The sequence below is a fragment of the Candidatus Viridilinea mediisalina genome (assembly GCF_002532535.1).
GTDB lineage: Bacteria > Chloroflexota > Chloroflexia > Chloroflexales > Chloroflexaceae > Viridilinea > Viridilinea mediisalina.
Genome location: NZ_NQWI01000007.1, coordinates 1 through 22,763 on the forward strand (window position 1 = coordinate 1; position 22,763 = coordinate 22,763).

Here is a 22,763-nt window from a genome sequence, read left to right on the forward strand (position 1 = left end):
ATCCCGACTCCAGCGTTGATGGAACGCAGATGCCGCAGATTGAACGGATGAACGCCGATCACACAACAAACAATGCCGATCCGCGCCCATCCGCGCCATCCGCGCCATCCGCGTGCCATCCCGACTCCAGCGTTGATGGAACGCAGATGCCGCAGATTGAACGGATGAACGCTGATCACACAACAAACAATGCCGATCCGCGCCCATCCGCGCCATCCGCGCCATCCGCGTGCTATTCCGGCTCCGATCCGCGTGCAATATAGATCACAAGGTTGCGTATGCCCACCTTTACCGTCGGCTCCCTGGTGCGTTGTCGTGAGCGCGAGTGGGTGGTGTTGCCCTCGCTCGACGCGGATCTGCTGCTGCTCCGCCCGCTCGGTGGTGCCGAGGCCGAGATCTGCGGCATCTTCTTGCCCGTTGAGGGCGAGCGCGTGGCTGAGGCGAGCTTCGCCCCGCCTGACCCGGCGAGTATGGGCGACTTTGAGGCTGGCGCGTTGCTGCGTAACGCGGCTCGCCTGAGCCTCCGTAGCGGTGCCGGCCCCTTCCGTTCGCTGGGCCGCCTCGGGGTGCGGCCTCGTCCCTACCAACTGGTGCCGTTGATCATGGCCCTGCGCCTCGATCCGGTGCGTCTGCTGATTGCTGATGATGTTGGCATCGGCAAGACCGTTGAGGCCGGGCTGATTGCCCGCGAGCTGTTTGACCGTGGTGAGATCGCCCGGCTCACCGTACTCTGCCCGCCCCACCTCTGCGATCAGTGGCAGCGCGAATTGAGCCAGAAGTTTGCCCTGGAGGCCGTGATCGTCCGCTCCAGCACCGCTGCCGCCCTGGAACGCAGCCTGCCCCGTGGTGATACCAGTGTCTGGGAGCATTTCCCGGTTACGGTGGCCAGCATTGACTACGTGAAGAGTGACCGGCGCCGCGATAGCTTCTTGCGCGCTGCCCCAGAGTTGGTGATCGTTGATGAGGCCCATGCTGCGGTCGGGATGGGTGGCAGTGCGGCCCAGCAGCAGCGTTACGAGTTGGTGCGCAAGTTGGCCGCCCAGGCCAACCGCAACCTCATCTTGGTCACCGCGACGCCGCACTCTGGGGTTGAGGATGCCTTCACCAGCCTGATCGGCTTGCTTGACCCGCGCTTCGCGCAGTTCGACCTTGCACACATGGCTGATGCCGACCGCGACGCCTTGGCGCGCCACTTTGTGCAGCGTCGCCGCGGCGATGTGCAGCGCTGGATCGGGGCCGATGATGTCACGCCCTTTCCTGTGCGTGAGGCGGCTGAACTGACCTACACCATGCCGCGCTCTTCAGCCTATCGCAAGCTGTTCGACGAGGTCTTCGCCTTCACGCGGGAACTGGTGCAGGATGGTATGCACCACGAAGGCACAAAGGCCACAAAGGATTCGGATTCTTCACACCTTCGTGCCTCTGTGGTGAAACAACCCTGGCGCCAACGCGCACGCTACTGGGCCGCCCTGGCCTTGCTGCGCTGCGTGATGAGCAGCCCCGCTGCTGCTGAGAAGGCTCTGCGCTTGCGCGCCGCAGCGCTCACTACGGATGCACAGCGGCACAAAGCCGGTGCAGAGGAAGTGGACGTAGAGATTGATGCAGCGCCCCTGCGCGATGCGGTGCAGGATGAGCGTGAGCAGGCGCTCGATTTTGAGCCTGCCCTCGGTGGCATGGACGAAGAGGGGCTAGACCCCGCCGTCTCGTTGAGCCTTCGTGGTGATCCCACAAGTGAGCGTGGCCGCCTGAACCGCTTTGCTGCTCGCGCCGTCGCGTTACGCGGCAAGGATGACCCGAAGCTTCAGCGGCTCATTCAGGTGCTCAACGACCTGCTGCGTGATGGCTACAACCCGATCATCTACTGCCGCTATATCGCTACCGCCGACTATCTGGCCGCCGAGTTGGCGCAGAGCCTGAGCCGTCAGGTCGGCCTGCGGATCCTCGCCGTGACCGGCGAACGCTCCGAAGAGGAGCGCGAAGTCCTGATCAGCGAACTAGAGGCGAGTCCGCGTCGTGTGCTGGTGGCGACCGATTGCCTCAGCGAAGGCATCAATCTTCAGAACGGCTTCGACGCGGTTATTCACTACGACCTGCCCTGGAACCCGAACCGGCTGGAGCAGCGCGAGGGCCGCGTGGATCGCTACGGCCAGCGCCGCCCCACTGTGCGTACCGTCCTGCTCTATGGCCAGGACAACCCGATGGACGAGGCGGTGATGAAGGTGTTGTTACGCAAAGCGGTACGTATTCACAAGACCCTCGGGATCACGGTGCCGCTGCCGGTTGAGAGTGGTACCGTGGTCGAGAGCCTGATCGCTTCGCTCTTCCAGCCCACTGCCGAGCAGATGGCACTGTTTGATACCGCCCGCCAGATGACCTTGCTGGATGCGGTGCAAGCGGTGCAGGCCGTTGACGTCGCTTGGGATCGGGCGGTGGAGCGCGAGCAGGCGAGCCGCACGCGTTTTGCGCAGCGCCGCATTAAGCCCGAGGAAGTCGCTCGTGAGCTGGAAGAGAGCGATGCTGTGCTTGGCGATGCGGCCGCCGTCGAGCGCTTCGTCATGGCGGCCTGCGAACGCCTGGGCGTAGAAGTCAAAAGGCAAAAGGCAAAAGGCAAAACTGAAGACGCGGCTGCCTCTTACGAGATCGTCATGGCGCAGTTACCGCTGCCGGTACGCGAGCGGCTAGAGGCTAGCCTGAGTGCCAGTATCCCAGAACGCATGCGTCCAGTTCGGGCGACGCCTTTTTCCTTTGACCTTTTTCCTTTTTCCTTCGACGAAGTCGGGCGTAATCATCCGCTCGTGGTCGCCCTGGCCGACTACCTGATGGAGACCGCGCTGGCCCCTGATGAGGATGTGCCGGTGGCAGCCCGCTCGGGCGTCGTGCGCACCCGCGCAGTCACGAAGCGTACCCGGCTGCTGTTACTGCGCGCCCGCATGCTGATCGAGAGTGTCCGCCAGCGCACCCCGGTACTCGCTGAGGAGTTGGTCGTTGTCGGCTTTAGCGGGCAGCCTGCGGCACCCGCATGGCTCAGCCAGCCTGATGCGCTGGCCCTGCTTGAGCAAACGCAGCCTGCCGCCAACCTTACCCGCGACGAACGCAGCATGGCGTTGAACGCCGCTCGTGCGGAGTTGCCCGCACTGGCTGACGAGCTTGGAAACATCGCTGAAGCGCGGGCCGCAAAGCTGCGCGAGGCCCATCTGCGCGTGCGTACCCAGACCGGCGGCGGCAGCGTGCGCGTGCGTCCCGCTGGCCCGCCTGATGTGCTTGGATTGTATATGTTGTTGCCGACGTTGTCAGGCTAGGATGGAACGCGGATAGCGCGGATGGCGCGGATTAGCACCGATCATACCTTTTTTGCAGTGAGGAGTTGATGATGAGCTTGAAGCACCACGATCTGACCGATGCGGTTATCAATGCTTTTTACCACGTCTACAACACCTTGGGATCAGGCTTTCTAGAGAAGGTGTATGAAAACGCGTTGGTGTATGAACTGAGGAAGCGTGGTTACACTGTCGCTCAGCAACTACCGATCAAAGTCTTGTACGATGGGCATGTGGTGGGTGACTACTATGCCGATCTCGTTGTCAATAATTGTGTCATTTTGGAGCTGAAAGCAGTCGCTACAATCACCACCGATCATGAGGCACAATTGCTGAACTACTTGCGTGCCACGCGCTATGAAGTTGGGTTGCTGCTGAACTTTGGCCCAAAGCCACAAGTCAAGCGCAAAATCTACGATCTCGCCCGTCAGAATAGATGATGTAAGGGAACGCGGATGGCGCAGATTGGACGGATTGACACGGATCGCACAACTAAAAATTCCGATCCGCGCTCATCCGCGTTATCCGCGTTATCCGCGTGCTATTCTGCATGCTATAGGCTAAACTACCATGCCCTACACGACCATCACAACCGAGGGCGGGTTGCTCCCCGCCGACATCCTCGACGCGATTGCCGCTGGCGAACTTGAGGGCCAGCGGCCCGAGGATTTTGGCCTGGAGCGCACGCGCAAGCTCTCCGACCGCATTTCGGCGGCGTGGCAGGCCGTGCGCGGCCAATGGCTGCTGTTTCAGTCCTACCTCGCCGATCTTCCCGCTGGTGAGACGGCTACGACTGAGACCCGTGAGCAGTGGGTGTTGCCCCTGCTGCGCATCCTTGGCTACCAGCTTGCCCGCAACCGCAGCGCCTACATCGTCCATAGCCGCACCTTTGCAATCTCCCATCGGATGGGCGAGGGTGATGATGCGCCGCCGGTGCATATCGAGAGTATCCGCAATAGTCTTGATGCCCGCCCGCCCTCGGGCCGCCCGCGCCTCTCGCCCCACGCCTTGATGCAGGAGTACCTCAATAGTACCGAGCAGCTCTGGGGCATGGTGACCAACGGGGAACGCTTGCGGCTGCTGCGTGACTCGGTGCGCTTCACGCGCCCTTCCTACGTTGAGTTCGATCTGCGGGCGATGATTGAGGGCGAACAGTTTAGCGAGTTCGCCCTGCTCTACCGGCTGCTGCACCGCTCGCGGTTGCCAGTGCATGCTGATGAGGCTGCGGCTTGCCTGCTGGAGAAGTACCACCAGCGCGCCATCGAGTCCGGCGGTCGCGTGCGTGAGGGCCTGCGTGATGGCGTGGAGTTCGCACTCAAGCGGCTTGGTGATGGTCTGCTGCGCCATCCTGCGAACGCCGGGCTGCGCGCGAGGCTGGGCCTCGTTGCTGTTGATGGAACGCAGATTCCGCACGATGGAACGCAGATTCCGCACGATGGAACGCAGATTCCGCAGATTGGACGGATTGACGCAGATCGGACAAATGAAAATTCCGATCCGCGCTCATCCGCGCCATCCGCGCCATCCGCGTTCTATTCCGATCCCGCGCCATCCGCGTTCCCTCAACTCACCCCAGAGGAGTTCTACCGTCAACTCCTCCGCCTCGTCTACCGCCTGCTCTTCCTGATGGTCGCCGAGGAGCGCGGCCTAATCGCGTCAGAAGGGGCGCACCACCAAGGCACCAAGGACACCAAGGCCGAACCTGATCTTTCCGATCTTGGTGCCCTTCGTGCCTTGGTGGTTCCTCCTCCGAATACGGCTCTGCGCATCTACTACGACTACTACTCGGTAGGCCGCCTGCGCCGTCTCGCCGAGACTTCTGGGGCCGGGCGCGGTCCCTACAGCGACCTTTGGGATGGCTTGTTGACCACGTTCCGCATCTTAGAGGGCAGCGATGAGATCGCTCCGCGCCGCCTCGGTCTGGCGCCGCTCGACGGCGACCTCTTCGGCGAAAGCGCCTGCGCTGCACTCACTACCGACACCCGCATCGCTAATGCCGATCTGCTGGCGGCAGTGCGCGCCCTCTCGCTCTACCGTGACAAGGAGAGCCAGCAACTGCGCCGCGTCAACTATGGTGCGCTTGATGTTGAGGAGTTGGGCAGTGTCTACGAGAGCCTGCTCGACTATCGTCCCGTCGTTACTGTTGATAGCACGCGGATGGCGCAGATTGGACGGATTGGCGCAGATCAAACAAATGAAAATTCCGATCCGCGCTCATCCGCGCCATCCGCGCCATCCGCGTGCTATCGCTTCGATCTCGTTTCCGGAACTGAGCGCAAAACGACGGGCAGCTACTATACCCGCCCTGAGCTGGTGCAGGAGTTGATCAAGAGCGCCCTGGTGCCGGTACTAGAGGAGCGCCTACGGCTCGTTGAGAAAACGCGGATGCCGCATGATGGAACGCGGATGCCGCAGATTGGACGGATTGGCGCAGATCGCACAACTAAAAATTCCGATCCGCGCCCATCCGCGCCATCCGCGCCATCCGCGTGCTATCAAACAGCCGAAGAGGCCATCCTCTCGATCAGGGTCTGCGACCCGGCCTGCGGCTCGGGGGCGTTCTTGCTCGCCGCTGCGCGCCGCCTCGGGCGCGAACTGGCCCGTGTGCGTGCCGGCGAAGACCAACCCTCGCCGACGCAGTTTCGCCACGCCGTGCGCGATGTCATTCGCAACTGCATCTTCGGTGTTGACCTCAACCCGCTGGCAGTTGACCTCTGCAAGCTGAGTCTCTGGATTGAGGGCCACGCCGCTGGGCTGCCGCTGAGTTTCCTCGACCACCACATTCGCCACGGCAACAGCTTGGTTGGCGCGACCCGCGAGCTGGTTGAGGCGGGTATTCCCGATCAGGCCTACAAGCCGGTTAGCGGCGATGAGAAAGCAACCGCCAGTAGCCTCAAGAAGCGTAATAAGCAGGAGCGCGAGCTACACCAGCAGCAGGGTATGCTGCAGCACGATCTCTTCGGCGCTGCGACGGCCCTCGGCGCTGATCTGGCCGCTGCGCTGCGTGCGCTCGATGCAGCCGCCGATGACAGTGTGGCCGCCGTGCGCGCCCGCGCCGCCCGCTACGCCGCCCTGCGCCGCCAGGCCCACGCCGAACGCGCTCGGTTTGATCTCTGGACAGCAGCTTTCTTTCAGCCACTCACCTCAGCAAACGCCCGCTATGTGCCGACGACCAAGGATCTGCTCGACTTCGACCCCGGTAGCGAACAGGCGCTCATGGCCGCGCCCCTGGCTGAAGAGGTCGGCTTCTTCCATTGGGAACTGGAGTTCCCACAGGTATTTGCGGATAGCACGCGGATGACGCAGGATAGAGATAGAACGCGGATTCCGCAGATTGGACGGATTAACGCAGATCGCACAACTGAAAATATTGAAAATACTGAAAATTCCGATCCGCGCTCATCCGCGTTCTATTCCGGCTCCGATCCGCGCTCATCCGCGTCATCCGCGCCATCCGCGTTCTATTCCGGCTCCGGCTTTGACGTGATCCTCGGCAACCCACCCTGGGAGCGCATCAAGCTCCAGGAGCAGGAGCATTTCGTGGATGTACCGGAGATCCGTGCGGCCGCCAACAAAGCCGCCCGCGCGAAGGCCATCGCCGCCTGGCGCCAGGGCGACGAGCGCCAGCGTGCGCGCATCGCCCAGTTCGACGCGGCCAAGCAACGCGCCGAGGCCGAGAGCCGCTTCGTGCGCGCCTCCGGGCGCTTTCCGCTGACCGCCGTCGGTGATGTGAATACCTACGCGCTCTTCGCCGAGCATTCACGCAACCTGCTCGCGCCCACCGGGCGGGCGGGGATTATTGTGCCGACCGGGATTGCGACCGATGATACGACCAAGGCGTTTTTTGCTGCTATTGTGACGTCACAAAGTCTGGTTTCCTTCATCAGTTTTGAGAATGAAGCGCGCATTTTTGCGGAAGTGCATCACGCGTTCAAGTTTGCTGCGGTGACGATGAGTGGTAGCGGTACTCAGATCGACCAGGCCCGCTTTGTCTTCTTCTGCCGCCATTTTGAGCATGTCACCGATCCCGTACGCAACTTCACCCTGAGTACGGAAGATTTCCTGCTGATTAACCCCAACACGCGCACCGCGCCGGTCTTCCGCACCGCACAGGATGCGGAGTTGACCAAGAAGATCTATCGCCATGCCCCGGTGTTGATCAACGAGCGCGCCGACGTAAGGGCGCAGCATGCTGCGCCCAATCCGTGGGGCGTGAGGTTCACGGCGATGTTCCACATGTCCAACGACAGCCACCTCTTTGCAACCGCGCCAGGCGATGGTCTGCTGCCGTTGTATGAAGGCAAGATGATCTGGCACTTTGATCATCGCTATGGTACCTATGCAGGCGCAACTCAGGCCCAACTGAACCTAGGGAGTTTACCGCAGCCTGGTGCAGATTGGAAGCAAGATCCTGCCAATGCCATCACCCCGCGCTACTGGGTTCCTACCAACGCGATCACGGAGCGATTGGCCGGGCGCTGGGAGCGTGGGTGGTTGCTTGGTTTCCGTGATGTCACCAGCAATGTCGTTGAACGCACCGCGATCTTCAGCCTGCTGCCGCGCGTGGGGGTGGGGCACACGCTGCCGCTAATCTTCTTTGCCAGCGCCAGTGCAACGCAGATTGCATGTTTTCTGGTCAGCATTAACAGCTTAGTCTTTGATTTCATCACTCGCCAGAAGCTTGGCGGCACCCACCTTACCTACACCTACCTCAACCAACTCCCCGTCCTACCCCCTTCATCCTTCACCCCCGCCGACATCCTCTACATCGTGCCACGGGTCGTGGAACTGGTGTACACCGCCTGGGACATCAAAGCCTTCGCGGAGGACGTGTGGGCAGAAGCCGACGACGAACTCCGGGCGCTGATCTACGCCCGCTGGGAAGCGCAGAACAGCACCCACATGCCGGACAATGGAACACGGATAGCGCAGATTGAACGGATAGACACCGATCCGAACCAAAACAACGCCGGCCCGATCCGTGTTCATCCGCACAATCCGCGCAATCCGCGTTCTATCCTACCTCCCCCCTTCATCTGGAACGACGCCCGTCGCGCCCAGATCCGTGCCGAGCTGGACGCACGCATCGCGAAGCTCTACGGGCTAACGCGGGACGAGCTGCGCTACATCCTCGACCCGGCGGACGTGTACGGGCCGGAGTTCCCCGGCGAGACGTTCCGGGTCTTGAAGGAGAAGGAGACGAAGCTCTACGGGGAGTATCGGACGCGGCGGTTGGTGTTGGAGGCGTGGGATGGGGAACACCGTAAAGGGTAAAAGGTTTATGTAATGCAGCAGATAAGCACTGTTACTTTAGAGCTTCATCCGCTGATGATCTTCTCTGCCATCTGTTGCTCCACACGGCACTGTGCAACCTACACGGCTCGCACGCGCTCCCCCAGCGACTCGCGGTAGACGCTCACATACGTTATGATGTTGCACACGACGTGACGAGGAAACGACGTATGCCAACCGTCTTGCGTGTCGGCCGGTTCCGCTTCTATTTCTTCAGCAACGAGCGGCAGGAACCACCACATATTCACGTCAAAGCAGCCGAGGATCAAGCCAAGTTCTGGCTTGATCCGCTGGTTCTCGCCGCCAATTACGGCTTTGCAGCGCGTGAACTGAACGAGATCGAACAGATCATCGTGGAGCATCAAACCGAACTCTTGGAGGCATGGCATGACTACTTCAGCCAGACCTAAGCTCCGCCACGTGCGGGCGTATGTTCCAACGACTGCGCTGGTGAAAGCGGTTACTTTTGATGATGCGCTCATGCACGTCACCTTAACGGATGGACGGATTGTAAGTGTGCCGATTATCTGGTTTCCGTTGTTACATGCCGCCGCATCTGAACAGCGCAGCCACTACGAAATCGGTGCTGGGGGACGATCCCTCCATTGGGCAGAGTTGGATGAAGATATCTCAGTCGCCCACTTACTGGCCGGTGCGGATCATACCTCGACCTAACCACGCTTCTCCACGACAACTGCCGCCGCCCTGCCGGATCGAGGTGCTTGTGATTTTTATCTCAAATAGAACGTAGTACCGATCGACAAAGGCGCTCTCATGGCAGGCGGCTGACGCAGGCCGTTATGCGCAAGAATGTAACAGGAAACTGAGCACATGAGACTTGTTGAAGTTAAAATAGAAAACTTTCGCGGCGTCCGTTCCCTGCATCTGCCCCTTGACCGTGTGACAGTGCTGATCGGCGAGAACAACACCGGCAAGTCAACCGTGCTAGAGGCCATCCGGCTGGTGCTGGCGCGCGGTTTCGGCGTCCGGCGAGATGGTCGGTTCACTGAATACGATTTTCATCTGAAGGACGCTACTGCCACGCCGCAGACAGCTGAGCCGATTTCAATCACCCTGCATTTTGCCGAGGAACAGGAGGAAGAATGGCCCGATGCTGTCGTTCAGCAGATGAGCGAAGTTATTCAATTGGATATGACAGCCGGATTGAATCATATCTGGTTGCAGGCCAAAGGTGTTTTCCAGGCGGAATCGGCATCGTTTGAAACCAAATGGGCCTTTCTCAATACTGGTGGCACGGAGCTAGTTCTCAAGAACGCAACGTCGCTCAATCTGATTTCCCGTTTTGTGCCGCTCTTTTTCCTGTCGGCGCTACGCGACGCCTCACAGGAGTTCGGGCAACGTGGTCAGTTCTGGAGTGGTTTTCTTAAATCCATTCAACTCCCAGATGATCAGCGGGAAAAAATTGAGGAAATGCTCCGGGAGGTCAACACATCGGTCATCGGCGCGAACGCCGGGCTGACCGAGGTCACGAAAAAAATCGCCGACGCCGGGCGGCTCGTTCCGCTGGATGCCGCCGATCCCGTTGCGCTGGAAGCTATCCCGACCCGTGTCTTCGACATGGTCGGAAAAGTCCAAGTGCATCTGAAGTCGAGCCAAGGCGCGAAACTTCCCCTGCACCGTCATGGCGAAGGAACCCAGAGCCTTGCCGTGCTCATGCTCTTTCAGGCCTTCGCCGCCGCCAATCTGGCCGAAGCCTACGCCCCGGAATCCACACCGATTCTGGCGCTGGAAGAACCCGAGGCGCATCTTCACCCATCGGCGATCCGTTCTCTTGGATCGTTTCTGGAAACGATGACGGGACAGATTCTTGTTTCGAGTCATTCCGGGGATCTGGTGTCGCGGGTCTCGGTCATGGCGCTACGAAGGCTGTATAAACACAATGGGGAAACGAAAATAGGGAGGGTGGAGAGCGGCGTCTTCACGGATCGGGAACTACAGGCCATTGACTACAGCATACGCCTCGCCAAGGGCCATTATCTGTTTTCTCGCTGCTGGCTGTTGGTGGAAGGCGAATCGGATTTCCACCTCATGCCGCTGCTTTTTGAATTGATGGGGCACTCGCAGGATCAAGTCAGTTTCTCCGTTCTGGAGATAAGCCAGGTTATCGACAAGGGCGAACCGCTTATCAAATTCGCCAAAGCGCTGGGCATTCAGTGGTTTTTGATGGCGGACGGAGATAGTGCCGGAAACGATTATGTGAACCGCGCAATCAACCACCTCGCAACAGGCGAAAACTCCGCGGACCGTGCCCGGACATTAACTCATACCGACATTGAGCATGAGTTCTGGTGTAATGGTTATGACGGCTTTATCGAAAACATGGTGACCAATACACGCAAAGGCCAAATCGGGACCGCGGCTGCGGGCGACGACGTTAAAAAAACGAAACTGCTGATCAAGGCGGCCATCCAACAAGCGGGGGGGAAACCGGCTTTTGCCCAAGCCTTGGTGAAAGAGGTTCGGCAACGTGGAGTCGGCTCTATCCCGCAGACAATTCAGGACATCATCGCTCGTGTTGTCCAACTGGCCGGAGGTTGAACAGCATGATCGATTTATCATCACTGAACGAAAACCAGCGTGAGGCGGTGCTGTGGGACAATGGGCCTCTTCTTGTCTTAGCCGGTCCCGGCTCAGGCAAGACACGGGTGCTGACCTGTCGGATCGCCCGGATTCTGGAACAATCCGCCGGGCAGCATTTCCGGATTCTGGCGTTGACTTTCACCAACAAGGCCGCCGCCGAGATGCGCGGCAGGGTCGAGGAACTGGTTCCCGGCGAACTTGGCCGGGTTCGACTTACCACCTTTCATTCCTACGCCGCCGAGCTTCTCCAGCAGCATGGCAACCATCTCAGCTTCCGCCCCGATTTCCAGATTCTCTCAAACGATGCAGACCGTGAAGCCCTGCTGGACGATGTTCTCGGCCGGATTCGCAAGGATCTGGCGTATTCTCTGCCCAGCCATTTCAAGGCGGCCCAGCTCTTGCCGGCGGTCACCCGGCTTCTCGAACAATGCGTTCCCGCGGATCAGGCGGAAGTTAAGCTCCAGCAAGCGAACGTGGAGAACGCCATTCCCCTAGCCCGTGTCTACGCCGCCTACCGGGAAGCGTTGCGCAAAACAAACGCCCTCGATTTTCCAAGCCTGATCGCGGAGTCGCTCGACCTTTTGACCCAATATCCCTTCCTGGTGAAACATATTCGCAAGGTTTACAAGCATATTCTTCTCGATGAGTTCCAAGACACCAACCAAACCCAGTACCGGATTCTATCTTTTATCGTCCAGCCTGACCCAACCACGCTTTTTGTCGTGGCCGATGACGATCAGATTATCTACCAGTGGAACGGCGCGAGTCCCAAAAGAATTCAGGCGTTGCGGGACGATTTCGGCGTCTCCGAGTTACAGCTTCCGGAAAACTACCGATGCCCACCGCTGGTAATCGAACTGGCCAACGCTCTTATTGAAAAGAACCTCAACCGATCCGCAGGTAAAAAACCGTTGAAGGCTGTCAAGCAGGGTGAAAGCGGCGATGTCGTGCGGGTGTTCCATTTCAACACCGTGGATGAGGAAGCTGGGTGGATCGCGCAAGACATATCGCAAAGAAATCCTGATGAGCGGAAAAACTGCGCTGTTCTAGCCCGGACTAAAAAGCTTCTGGATCTGGCCGGACGAAAACTTGAGGAGGCTGGGGTTCCAGTCTATTACGCCGCTCGCAAGGATGAATTCAAAAGCGCTCCCCTGAGGATGCTGCATGCTATCCTTCGCATGGTGAACACAACTGAAGACAAGCAGTCCCTCGCACGGCTTTCCAAGGCGTTTTACGAACTCGAAGGCATCAGTATCGAACTGGCCCCCGTGCTTTCCAGTGCGTCCGCCGATGGCAAGGACTTGCTACGTTCCTGGCTTGACGAAGTTAAGCGCCGTGATGCCATTGAAGTGCGGACACAGCAGTTGCTTGACACAGGCATCAAGCCCCTTTTGAATTCGTTGAATTACCGCGACTTTTCGGAAAAGCTCCTTAAATGGGCGGAGGCCTGCCAACAAACATCGCGGCCGGATGAAAACGCCTTCAACGAATTCGAGGAGGAACGCGAGGTCTGGAAAATACTGCTGGCAGAAATAACCAAGAAATTTGAAGGCGAGGACGTGAGTCTGAATCAGTTGCTTCACGAACTCGACCTCACATCCAAAACACCGCCCAAACCGGCGGAAGCGGTTCCTTGCTTCACCATTCACGCTTCTAAAGGAATGGAGTTCGGGCACGTTTTTCTTATGGGACTGGTAGAGGATCAGCTTCCCAGTTGGGCCGCCGTTAAGAAAGGCGACAACTCTTTTGAAATGCAGGAGGAGCGCCGGAACTGCTTTGTCGCCATCACCCGCGCCCAGGAAAGTCTGACGATAACTTTTTCAGCGCAGGTTTTCGGATGGGCTAAACGGCCTTCCAGGTTCCTTGGTGAAATGGGAATCAAGCTATGAGCAAAACGAACCTTGCACAGGCGCATAACAAATCGCTGTACTGGATTTTTACTCCGCTGCGCTCCGTAAAAACCTCGGTACGGCTCGGTTCATCGCTACCCCGCTTGAGCGGAAACAAGTAGTCTTAGGGTGTCTTGGTAATGCGACATGTTCAAGGGTAATTGGTATAACACACTGCCACTTGCTGCCGGTGCAGTCATTTTTGAGCTATCACTTTACGAGCCGTTGATGGATGCGCGAGCTTGGGTTGAGACATTCTTTACAACAGGCAAGCGCCACAGTGTAAATTTAAATTTTGGAGTATCCCATGTCCCGTATCCATCTCCCCACCGCGCAGCCCTTCTATGACTCTGCTCATGCCTTCGTAGATCTGTGCCTGCGCGAGGATGGCTCGCTCTTCACGCCGGGGGCTGCGATCTGGACACAGGCCAACCTTGATGATCTCCACCAGCGCTTCAATAGCAACCCCGACGAGAGTCGCGGCAGCTTTGAGCATAAATTCCAGCGCCAGCTCGTGGATGCCGACCCGGCGATCTACCAACTGGCTGGCGAACTGATCTATGTCCACCTGCTGATTGCCATCGGCAATATCAACGGCGGGGCCAAGCGGCTGCTCATCCGCCGGGTGATTAGTTGGTCGCCCGATCCGGTCAGCATTCCCCCCGATCGTGATGCCGCCCTCGATGCTGGGCTCGCACGGGTGGGTACGGCCTACCTGACCTATCGCCCCTTCCAGCTCTGGTTCTTGATTGACTTTGCCCGCGCATGGAAGGGCATCCTGGACTCGGAGCGGGATCGATTGCTTGGTGACCCGTGGGCGTTCAAAGATTTCGTCTTCGGGCTTCCTATAAGCCGAGCCTACGCTCAGCGTGAAGCTCTGCTGCATATCGTCCATCCCGATAGCTTCGAGGCGATTGTCTCGCGCGAACGCAAGCGCAACTATGTCGCCCACTTTCGCGATCTCGTTGCCGCGCCGACCGGCGATGTGGATCGTGACCTCATCCAGATTCGCGCCGTCCTCGATCAGCGCTACGGGCCGGGCCACAGCCTCTACGCAATTCGCGACGGAAATGTACGCGAGCTTCCGTCTGCTGGCCCGCTGCCGCGCAGCCTCGGTGCCGAACTGAAGCCCTATGTGCGCCTCGCTGCCCTGCTCGACGATGTGCGCTATACGCCCGAGCAGATTGTTGAGCGGCTAGGGCGCGTTAGTCCGCCGGTGGCCAACCTGGCGGCCCTGCCCGAGCCTGCGGCCCTCGTTGGTGACCTGCTGCGTCTGCGCCTGATCGCGCCGCTTGAGCCCGACGGCAGCTATCGCCGCCAGCCTTTCCTCGATGGTGCGCTTGAGCACCAGGTGTTGCGCTACGCCGCCCTGACCGTGCTCGTTCCGCTCGGCGATGGGCGTCACGAGTTGCCAGCCCTGCGCGCCCCGCTCGATGGCGCTGCCCATCCGCCGAGTGCCTGGCCCTACGCCGACGCGCTGCTGCCCTGGTACGAGGAGGCGGGGCTCGTGAAGCCGCTGGGCGCTGGGCGCTGGCAGGCCCTGCCCGACGCGCTCAGCCCCCTCGCCGATGCGAACGACTGTGCCCGTGCGCTCAACCGCTTCCTTGGCTATCTCACCCAGGCCCGTGCCAGCCAGGTCGAGTCTCCGCCCATCAGCGACGAGGCTCTGCCGGTGCTCGATCCGATTGTGCTGGAGGAGCGCATCGCCGCAATTCAGCGCGAGTTGCTGATCGAGCGCAGCACCATCCTGCGTATCTATCGCGCCCTGGTCGCTGGCCAACACGTTATCCTGAGCGGCCCGCCGGGCACCGGCAAGACCCACCTAGCGACGCTGTTGCCGCGCGTACTCTGGCGCGACGTCGAACCCGTCGTGCAGCTCATCATGGGCACTGACCCGCGCATCGCGCCAACGGAGCCACCTGAGCAGCGCCAGGTCTACCGCGATGGCTACGTCGCCGAGTTGGTCACGGCCACCGAGGATTGGGGCGTACGCAACGTAATCGGCGGCATCAGCCCCCAGGTGCTGCGCGAGAACGGGCGTTCAGCGCTCGTTTACCAGGTGCGCCACGGCTGCCTCACGCGGGCCGTCCTGAGCAACTACGCCGGCTACGACGGCATCGCGCCACCGGCTACCTTCCAGCGGCAGGACGTACTAGAGGGGGCAACGCGCTGTCGCGGGCGCTGGCTGGTGATCGACGAGTTCACGCGCGCCCCGATTGATGCCGCCTTTGGGAGCCTGCTCACGACCTTGGGCGGGCAGCGCAGCCCACTGGCCGTGCCCACCGACAACGGTGAACTGAACGTGCCGTTGCCACGCGACTTCCGCATCATCGGCACCCTCAACAGCTTTGACCGCCATTTCTTGAACCAGATCAGTGAAGCGATGAAGCGCCGCTTCACCTTCATTGACATCCTCCCGCCAGGGCCGCAGCTCGCCGCCGCCGAGCGCGGGGCTGCCGCCACACGAGCGCTGCTCCGGCTCGCTGAGCAGAGTCTGATCGAGGTCAGTAGCGATCCGGTGGCGGGGCGCCTGCGCTGGGAGGATGTGCTTGCGATCAGCCGGAGCGAAGCCACCGGTAGCGACGTGCCCAGCTACACGCTGGAGTGGGACGACGAGGATGGCGCACGGGCGCTCAGTTCCTTCTGGCGCATCTTTGGCGCGATCCGTGTCTACCGTCAACTCGGCACCGCTCAGGCCGAGGCGGTCTGTACCGCACTCTTCAGCGGCCATGTGATCGGCATGGCCTGGGACGAAGCGCTGGACGCGGGTTTAGCCGATACGCTGGCCGATCAACTCCAGGTACTCACCCGTGACGAGCAGCGCGTGCTGCTGGCCTACCTTGACCACGCCGCCGAGCCGGTGCGCTTCACGGCGCAGGTGGGCCAGATCCTAGGGAGCATGCCGGCGGCGCGTCAGGCCGCGCATCTGGCTCTGCTTGGCTTAGCCAGCCCGGACGATCTGAAGAGTGAACGCCTCGCGGCACGCTTCAGCCTAGATGCGCCCCTGAGTATCAGCGGCGCGGGGCTCTTCGCGGCGCGCCTCAGAGCTTTTGTCGGCGAACGAGGCTTGTGATAGAACGCGGATTATACGGATTGTACGGATAAGCACAGATCAGAAACGTATATATATATTATCCGCGAACATCCGTATAATCATCGCTCGATTTAGATGATAGAATATAGAACGCGGATTATACGGATTGTACGGATAAGCACAGATCAGAAACGTATATATATATTATCCGCGAACATCCGTCCAATCCGTTCACATCCGCGTTCGAGAAATGTATGCAAATTATCCGCGAACATCCGTCCAATCCGTCCAATCCGCGTTCTATTAACCTGTCTTCTAGCACAGAGATAGCCGCCTACGCCGCGATGCAGGCCCGCCTCGTCGCCCTGCTACTGCGCTACGACGAAGGCGGCTTTGGGCGGTTGATCGGCGCCCGCACGAGCCACGCCGCCGAGCGGGCTGAGGGAGCGTTGCGGGAATACCGCGCCCTCGGCGTGGTCTTCGTGCTGCGTGACGAACTGTTCGAGGACATCCTGCCGCGCATCGTGCGCCGCCTGAGCTTTGCCGCGCCGCGCAACCTGATCGTCGAGGATCCGCCCGCCCGTGGCCGGATTGATTGGGGCCGCAGCCTTGATGCGGCCTGGGCCGAGCGCCCTGGTGATGCACCACTACTGTTGCACACACGCCAGCGCCGACGCGACTTCGCCACGCCCGAGAACCTGCTCGCCGTCGTGACCCTGCTGGAGTACCGGGCCGAGGTGGAACGGCTGCTCTGGGATGAGCAGGTGACCGTTGGCAGCGCAGCGCTGCGCCACCCGCTCAACGAACTGGTTGAACGCTGCGCCCGCGAGTTGGCCTTCCCGCAGTTCGCCGGCCTCCGGGGCGTAGCCCAGCAGATGCTCGATGGTGCGCAGGGTGGCCCTGAGGCACTGGAACACCAGGTACACGAGCAACTCATCCCCGGCGGCAATAGTGCCTACGAGGATCTGCTCGAATGGCGGGCGCGGTTGCGGTCATTGCGGCTGCTCCGCCGCAGCGCTGCCTGCGCCGATGCCGTCCTGGGGGCCGACCCCGAGCGCGACAACTACCTCTACCAAGTCTGGATCTTCTACGAACTGGCCGACCTGCTCCAGGAGCTAGGCTGCCTTGAGCGGGTGGATCCCCGTCCGGGGCGGATGGCGCTGCGCTTCCGCTGGGGCGTGGGCGCGGAACAGCGCACCTACGAACTGCGCCACGATCAGGCCGTGCCGACTCCATCGGCGCGCTGGGGTGCGACGCCGCTCAAGAAGTACGCCGTGCCAGGTGTGCGGCCTGACTTCTACCTCTGGCGGTGCGACCCACCCATAGAACAGGTATTCCACCAGGGCACCCTCATCTGGCGCGAGCCGGGGGTGGTCTGGGATGCCAAATACTACCGCGAGCGCGAACGTGCAGTCGCGCCTTCGTCGCCGGTAAAGCGCATGATCGCCGACCTGACCCTGCTGGGTGAAAACCAGGGCACGCTGCTGTTTGCGTTCCTGAAGGGAATGGAGGACGCACCGTTAGCCGCAACCTACCGCCTGCACCCGACCGTTCGCAATCAGCCGCTCGTGCCCGATCAGGAAGTCATCATCCAGCCACTCTGCCCGGCCCTGGATCTGCGGGCGGTGCGAACGACTCTGACGGGGTTGCTCGCGCACGCGCATGCCCACCTCGGCACGCCGCGCATGCCGCGCTGCCACGGCGTCTTCCTCGACACGCTGAGCCTGAGCGAGCGCGGGACGCTGGTTGGGCGCGATGGGGGCGCGTTGGCGCCAGAAGATCTGTTGGTCTGCCCGAAGCCGCACCTCGGCCCTTGGCGGGTGGATCTGGTGAGCCGGATCACCCACTGCTGCCGCGACGGGCGGCTCTGCCACATCATCGGCCAACCGGGGGCCGCCCCACCGATGCGTCCGCCGCGCACTGTGCGTGAACTTTTGAGTGAACTAGAGCGCCTCGCAGCCACAGACGCCATCGCAACCCTTGACGACGAACTGGTCGAGCAGGTGATTGGCCGCATCGAAGGCTTGACCCGGCGCTTTGCCGAAGTTACGGGGGCTTTGGAGAACCTGGGGCGCTACGAAGCCAAACTAGGCGACATCGGACTCGACCGCACGTTACCCATGATCGGCCCCAGCGAGCGCGAGTCGCTGGCACTCGCAATCTACCTCCGCGACCAACTCGATGACGTGCAGGCCAACGACTACTCAGCCTCAATCATCCATGTTGCACGAGTCCTCGAGCGTGAACTGCAGCGGCGCATCTTGGCCGTGCCTGGCATCACGGGCGCAGACTTCCCGCACGGCAAACCGACCCTGGGCACCCTCGGCGGCGTCTATCGCAAGAATCCAGCGCTCTGGGCACACATTGCCGCGCACTTGGCGCAGGTCTGGGTGGGCCAGATTGACCCTGAAGACGCGGCGTTCGAGGTCAGGATCGAGCAGTTGATCGGTGAAATCGACATCATCGTGCGGGCGCGCAATCAGGCCGCGCACACCACGCCGATCATCCGCACGCGCTTCCGTGAATTACTACGCACGCTCTGTAGTGGTGGGCCGTTGCGGGTGGGGGCACTGAATGTATTGCTCCTCGCATGGCCCCTGCCCAATTAATTATGGGTGTGACTGGAATCTGTAGGGCGGTGCCCTGCAACCCCGCCAGACAGGGGGAAATGCGGGGGAACCATGTTCCCCCGCACCCCCTATCTACACATGTTGGTCACACCCAATATAATATAGCCGATAGCCGATAGCCGATAGCTGAAAACCAAGGCGGGTTTTAGTGCGACAGCCCTAAACGTAGCATGGGGAACCTGGTTCCCCATCCAAGCTTAAGCAATACTAGAGGAGCGAAGGCGTGAGCAGTGAGCAAGCGACCAGGCCCAAGCAGCCTGAGACCATCCCACTTGTGGGGTTTAGTGATAAGGATCGCCCGAGTACCGACATGATCAATACCTGTGTCCACTGTGGCCTCTGCCTGCCTGCTTGCCCAACTTACCGCGAAACGGGCTTAGAGATGGCCTCGCCACGGGGACGCATCTACCTGATGAAGGCGGTAGATGAGGGGCGCATCGGGATGGAGAGTAGGGTCTTTCAGGAGCAGATGAGTCTGTGCCTCAATTGTCGTGCCTGCGAGGCGGTCTGCCCTTCGGGGGTGCAGTATGGTGCAATCCTCGAAGCGAGCCGTGTGCAGTTGGAACAGGCGCGTTCAGCGGGTAACTTGCCGGTGCCGCTGCTGCCGATTGTTGGCACACAGCCGGCCCAACTCCCGCCGCGCCCCCTCTGGCAACAGGCGCTACGCAGCATCGTCTTTGGCGGCCTCTTCAAAGAGATGGCGCTCTTCCGCGCCTTTTCAGGCTCAATGCGCCTCTACCAGCAGAGCGGCTTGCAGTGGCTGGCCCGCCAGAGCGGCATCCTCAAGCTGATCGGCATGGCCGCTACCGAGCGCATGTTGCCGCCCCTCAGCGAACGTTTTGTCACCCCTATGGGCCAAATCTACCCGGCTGAGGGCCAACGGCGCTATACGGTTGCGCTACTCACCGGCTGTATTATGAGCACCGCCTTTGCCAATGTACACCAAGCGAGCATCCGCGTGCTGCAAAAGAATGGCTGCGACGTGATTCTTCCGCCCGACCAAGGCTGCTGCGGGGCGTTGCATACCCACGGCGGCGATCTCGATGGCGGGCGCACAGTAGCGCGGCGCAACATTGCCGCCTTCACTGGCCTGGGCATTGATGCGATCATCGTCAATGCCGCAGGCTGCGGCAGCACGCTCAAGGAGTATGGCCACCTCCTGCACGACGATCCAGCATGGCATGCCCAGGCCAACGCCTTCACCGCCAAGGTCAAAGATATTCACGAATTCCTTGCCGCTATCGAACTCAACCGCGCCGATCTTGGCCGCCTAGAGCTGAAAGTTACCTACCAAGAGCCATGCCACCTTGCCCATGCCCAACGCATCACCGTGCAGCCGCGCAGCATCCTACAGGCCATCCCTGGCCTTGAACTGCACGAAATGCACGAGAGCGCCCTCTGCTGCGGGAGCGCGGGGGTCTATAACCTGACCCAACCGACTATGGCGGCCCAACTGGGCGCACGCAAGCTCAATAACGCCCTAGCCACTGGAGCCCACGTCATTGCCACCGCCAACCCCGGCTGCGCCCTGCAACTTGCGGGCGCATTGCAGCAACGCGGCGAGGATGTCCAGGTGCGCTACATTGTTGAATTGCTGGATGCGAGCTATAGGACTACGTCAAAGTGACCTCCGGTGGGGGTGCGGGGGCGCAGCCCCAACAATGTTGACGGAGCCCTATGGGTAGAGCCGCCCCAACGGGGCGGCTGCTCAAAACATCTATTTGGCCAAGTTCGCCGCTACGAGGATGGGATCCCAGACGGGCGCGAAGGGCGGGGCATAGCTGAGGTCGAGTTCAGCGAGTTGCTCGATGCGCCAGCCCGCATGCAGGGCGGTTGCGATGGTATCAATGCGCTTTGAGACGCCTTCGCGCCCAACCAGTTGCCCGCCCAAGAGGCGGCGCGTCGTGGCCTCATAGACCAACTTGATCTGAATGGGTTGGTGACCGGGCATGTAGTGAGCGCGTGAGCCAGCAGTGGCGCTGACGGTCTTGACCTCAAAGCCTTCGGCTTGGGCTCGCTGTTCAGAGAGGCCGCTGCTGGCTGCTTCAAGGTCGAAGACCTTGACAACAACAGTGCCAACGATGCCACCAAAGCGGGCATCGCCCCCTCCTAGATTTTCGCCAAGCACACGCCCCTGCTTATTGGCGGTTGTACCCAAGGGAACCCAGGCAGGCCGTCCGGTCACCAAGTGGTGGGCCTCGGCCAGATCGCCCGCCGCCCAAACATTGGGCACACTCGTGCGCTGGTGGTCGTCTACCGCAACGGCCCCGGTGGGGCCGAGGGTTACGCCAGCCGCTTGGGCCAACGTGACACTAGGGCGGATGCCGACCGCCATGATCACGATGTCGGCGGGGATGCTGGTGCCTGCAACCTGCACTTCACGTACCCGTTCGCTGCCGACCAGCACCTCAACCGCCTGTTCGAGGCGCAGGGTAACGCCCTGTTGCTCCAGTTCTGCTTGCACATGGGCGGCCATTTCGGGATCAAGTGAAGGAATGACTTGGGGCAAACGTTCAACGAGGGTCAAGGCAATCCCGTGGGCCGCGAGGGCTTCGGCCATTTCGAGGCCGATGTAGCCACCACCGATGATCACGCCACGGGTGGGGCGCTCTTGTTCAATCCATGTGCGAATGGCGAGAGCGTCTTCAACGGTACGCAAGGCAAAGACGCCGGGCAGATCGATACCCTGCAGGGGCGGGCGGGTAGGGGCACCGCCAGTGGTTAGCACCAACGCATCCCAGCCAACCTCAGTCTCGGCGCCACTGGCCCGTTCGCGCACCCGCAGCGTTTGGGCGGCGCGATCAATCGTCAGCACCTCATGGCCCACATGGGCCTGAATGTTCTGCTTGGCAAACTGGGCTGGCGTGCGTACCACCACATCTTCCACCTGCGCGATTTCGCCCTTAATGGCATAGGGAAACCCGCAAGCACCGTAGCTAACGTAGCCCGAACGCTCATAGACGACAATGTTGAGCGACGGATCGGTGCGGCGCGCCTTGGCGGCAGCACTCATGCCTGCTGCGCCACCGCCGATGATCACGATGTTCTTACCCATGGTTTCTGTTCCTTGTTCAGCCTATCGGCGGGGGTTGGGGGAGGCTTCGCCTCTTTTGTGCTGTTTTGGCGGCTACGCCGCCAAAACAGCACAAAAATCGTAAATGGTCTACAACCACTCATCCTGGGGCTTGCAGATAAAGGTGCAGCAGGGATCGCCCTTGGCAATACAAGTTGTCTCACGGCAGAAGAGGTTGAGGCCAAAGACCTCGCTACAGTAGCCGCCAATATAGCCTGCGAGTTGCCAGCAGACTGGCTCGGAGGCGGGGCCGATTTTACGCAGAAACTCTTCAGCGAGGTAGCTATGACGAAACTCAACGACAAGGTTAAACGTAGAGGCACCATCATACTCAAGACTGGCCAGTTTTGGCAAGCCGACACCCTCCCATGTGTGGAGCGTAGGCCCAAAGGCGAGCCATTCCATCTTGTCGGCAGGCTGAAACTCTTGCTTGACGGTACGCGCCCGTTCGCGGCCATTCGCCGCGCCAAAACGGCGCATAACCACCCGCGCTGCCGGCAGATCACCAATGTTGAGCAACTCTTGGTACAATTCCCCGAAGGCTTCGACGCCAAAGAGAACCATGCGGCTGTTGCCAAGGGTGATTTTGCCGTTTGTGGGGTCGAAATTGAGCGATTCCTTGAGGTTGAGATCGGATGCTTTCATTGAGATTCCTTTGATTTTCTTCTTTGTTTGTTTTTTGACGGCAAATCCGTCAAAAAAAACAAAGAAACATGTTAGTACGAAAAAACCTTGGGTTGGCAGGCTGCCTCGCGGTGGCTGAGCCTGTCGAAGCCAGCCTGTCGAAGCCACCGTCGCGGCCCAGAACTTTTTCGCGCTAACAAAAACCTTTAGGGGTGGCACATCCACTCCCAACCGCCAGCATGAGGGCTTGATTCAAAACACCCGCACATTGTAGCAATTGGTTATAACGAGGTTGAAACCATA

Annotated in this window: 13 protein-coding genes; 11 read left to right on the plus strand and 2 right to left on the minus strand. The window is 60.5% G+C overall.

Annotated elements, in window-relative coordinates:
- The 11 genes from CJ255_RS22405 to CJ255_RS02620 all read left to right on the plus strand — a co-directional run.
- On the plus strand, nt 1-263 hold a 263-nt coding region (locus CJ255_RS22405), incomplete at its 5' end, for a hypothetical protein (RefSeq protein ID WP_217352388.1).
- A 15-nt stretch (nt 264-278) separates the two neighbouring features.
- Nucleotides 279-3,299, plus strand: a complete 3,021-nt coding sequence (locus CJ255_RS02575; RefSeq protein ID WP_097642540.1) for a DUF8741 domain-containing protein — start codon at nt 279-281, stop codon at nt 3,297-3,299.
- Between the two features lie 68 nt (nt 3,300-3,367).
- Nucleotides 3,368-3,757, plus strand: coding sequence for a GxxExxY protein (locus tag CJ255_RS02580; protein WP_097642541.1), 390 nt, complete (start codon nt 3,368-3,370; stop codon nt 3,755-3,757).
- 130 nt (nt 3,758-3,887) lie between these two features.
- Complete coding sequence (locus tag CJ255_RS23995) at nt 3,888-8,591, plus strand: Eco57I restriction-modification methylase domain-containing protein (protein ID WP_174714045.1); 4,704 nt, start codon at nt 3,888-3,890, stop codon at nt 8,589-8,591.
- Nucleotides 8,592-8,779: 188 nt separating this feature from the next.
- A complete protein-coding gene (locus CJ255_RS02590; RefSeq protein ID WP_097642542.1) occupies nt 8,780-9,019 on the plus strand; it encodes a DUF4160 domain-containing protein in 240 nt (79 codons plus the stop codon).
- 10 nt (nt 9,020-9,029) lie between these two features.
- Nucleotides 9,030-9,284 carry a DUF2442 domain-containing protein gene (locus CJ255_RS02595; RefSeq protein WP_245863139.1) on the plus strand — a complete coding sequence of 85 codons (255 nt, stop codon included), beginning with the start codon at nt 9,030-9,032 and terminating at the stop codon, nt 9,282-9,284.
- A 156-nt stretch (nt 9,285-9,440) separates the two neighbouring features.
- Complete coding sequence (locus CJ255_RS02600) at nt 9,441-11,168, plus strand: ATP-dependent nuclease (RefSeq protein ID WP_097642544.1); 1,728 nt, start codon at nt 9,441-9,443, stop codon at nt 11,166-11,168.
- Between the two features lie 5 nt (nt 11,169-11,173).
- The gene (locus CJ255_RS02605) at nt 11,174-13,099 is read left to right on the plus strand and encodes an ATP-dependent helicase (protein ID WP_097642545.1); all 1,926 of its coding nucleotides are present in this window, start codon (nt 11,174-11,176) and stop codon (nt 13,097-13,099) included.
- Nucleotides 13,100-13,406: 307 nt separating this feature from the next.
- Complete coding sequence (locus tag CJ255_RS02610; protein WP_097642546.1) at nt 13,407-16,172, plus strand: AAA family ATPase; 2,766 nt, start codon at nt 13,407-13,409, stop codon at nt 16,170-16,172.
- A 215-nt stretch (nt 16,173-16,387) separates the two neighbouring features.
- Complete coding sequence (locus tag CJ255_RS02615) at nt 16,388-18,742, plus strand: hypothetical protein (protein WP_124681790.1); 2,355 nt, start codon at nt 16,388-16,390, stop codon at nt 18,740-18,742.
- A gap of 244 nt (nt 18,743-18,986) precedes the next feature.
- Nucleotides 18,987-20,390, plus strand: coding sequence for a (Fe-S)-binding protein (locus CJ255_RS02620; RefSeq protein WP_245863141.1), 1,404 nt, complete (start codon nt 18,987-18,989; stop codon nt 20,388-20,390).
- A gap of 90 nt (nt 20,391-20,480) precedes the next feature.
- Here CJ255_RS02620 and CJ255_RS02625 read toward each other — a convergent pair whose 3' ends face one another.
- Together CJ255_RS02625 and CJ255_RS02630 are read right to left on the minus strand one after the other, a co-directional pair.
- Nucleotides 20,481-21,818, minus strand: a complete 1,338-nt coding sequence (locus tag CJ255_RS02625) for an FAD-dependent oxidoreductase (RefSeq protein ID WP_097642548.1) — start codon at nt 21,816-21,818, stop codon at nt 20,481-20,483.
- Between the two features lie 108 nt (nt 21,819-21,926).
- Nucleotides 21,927-22,481, minus strand: coding sequence for a XylR N-terminal domain-containing protein (locus CJ255_RS02630; RefSeq protein WP_097642549.1), 555 nt, complete (start codon nt 22,479-22,481; stop codon nt 21,927-21,929).
- Nucleotides 22,482-22,763: the final 282 nt, after the last annotated feature.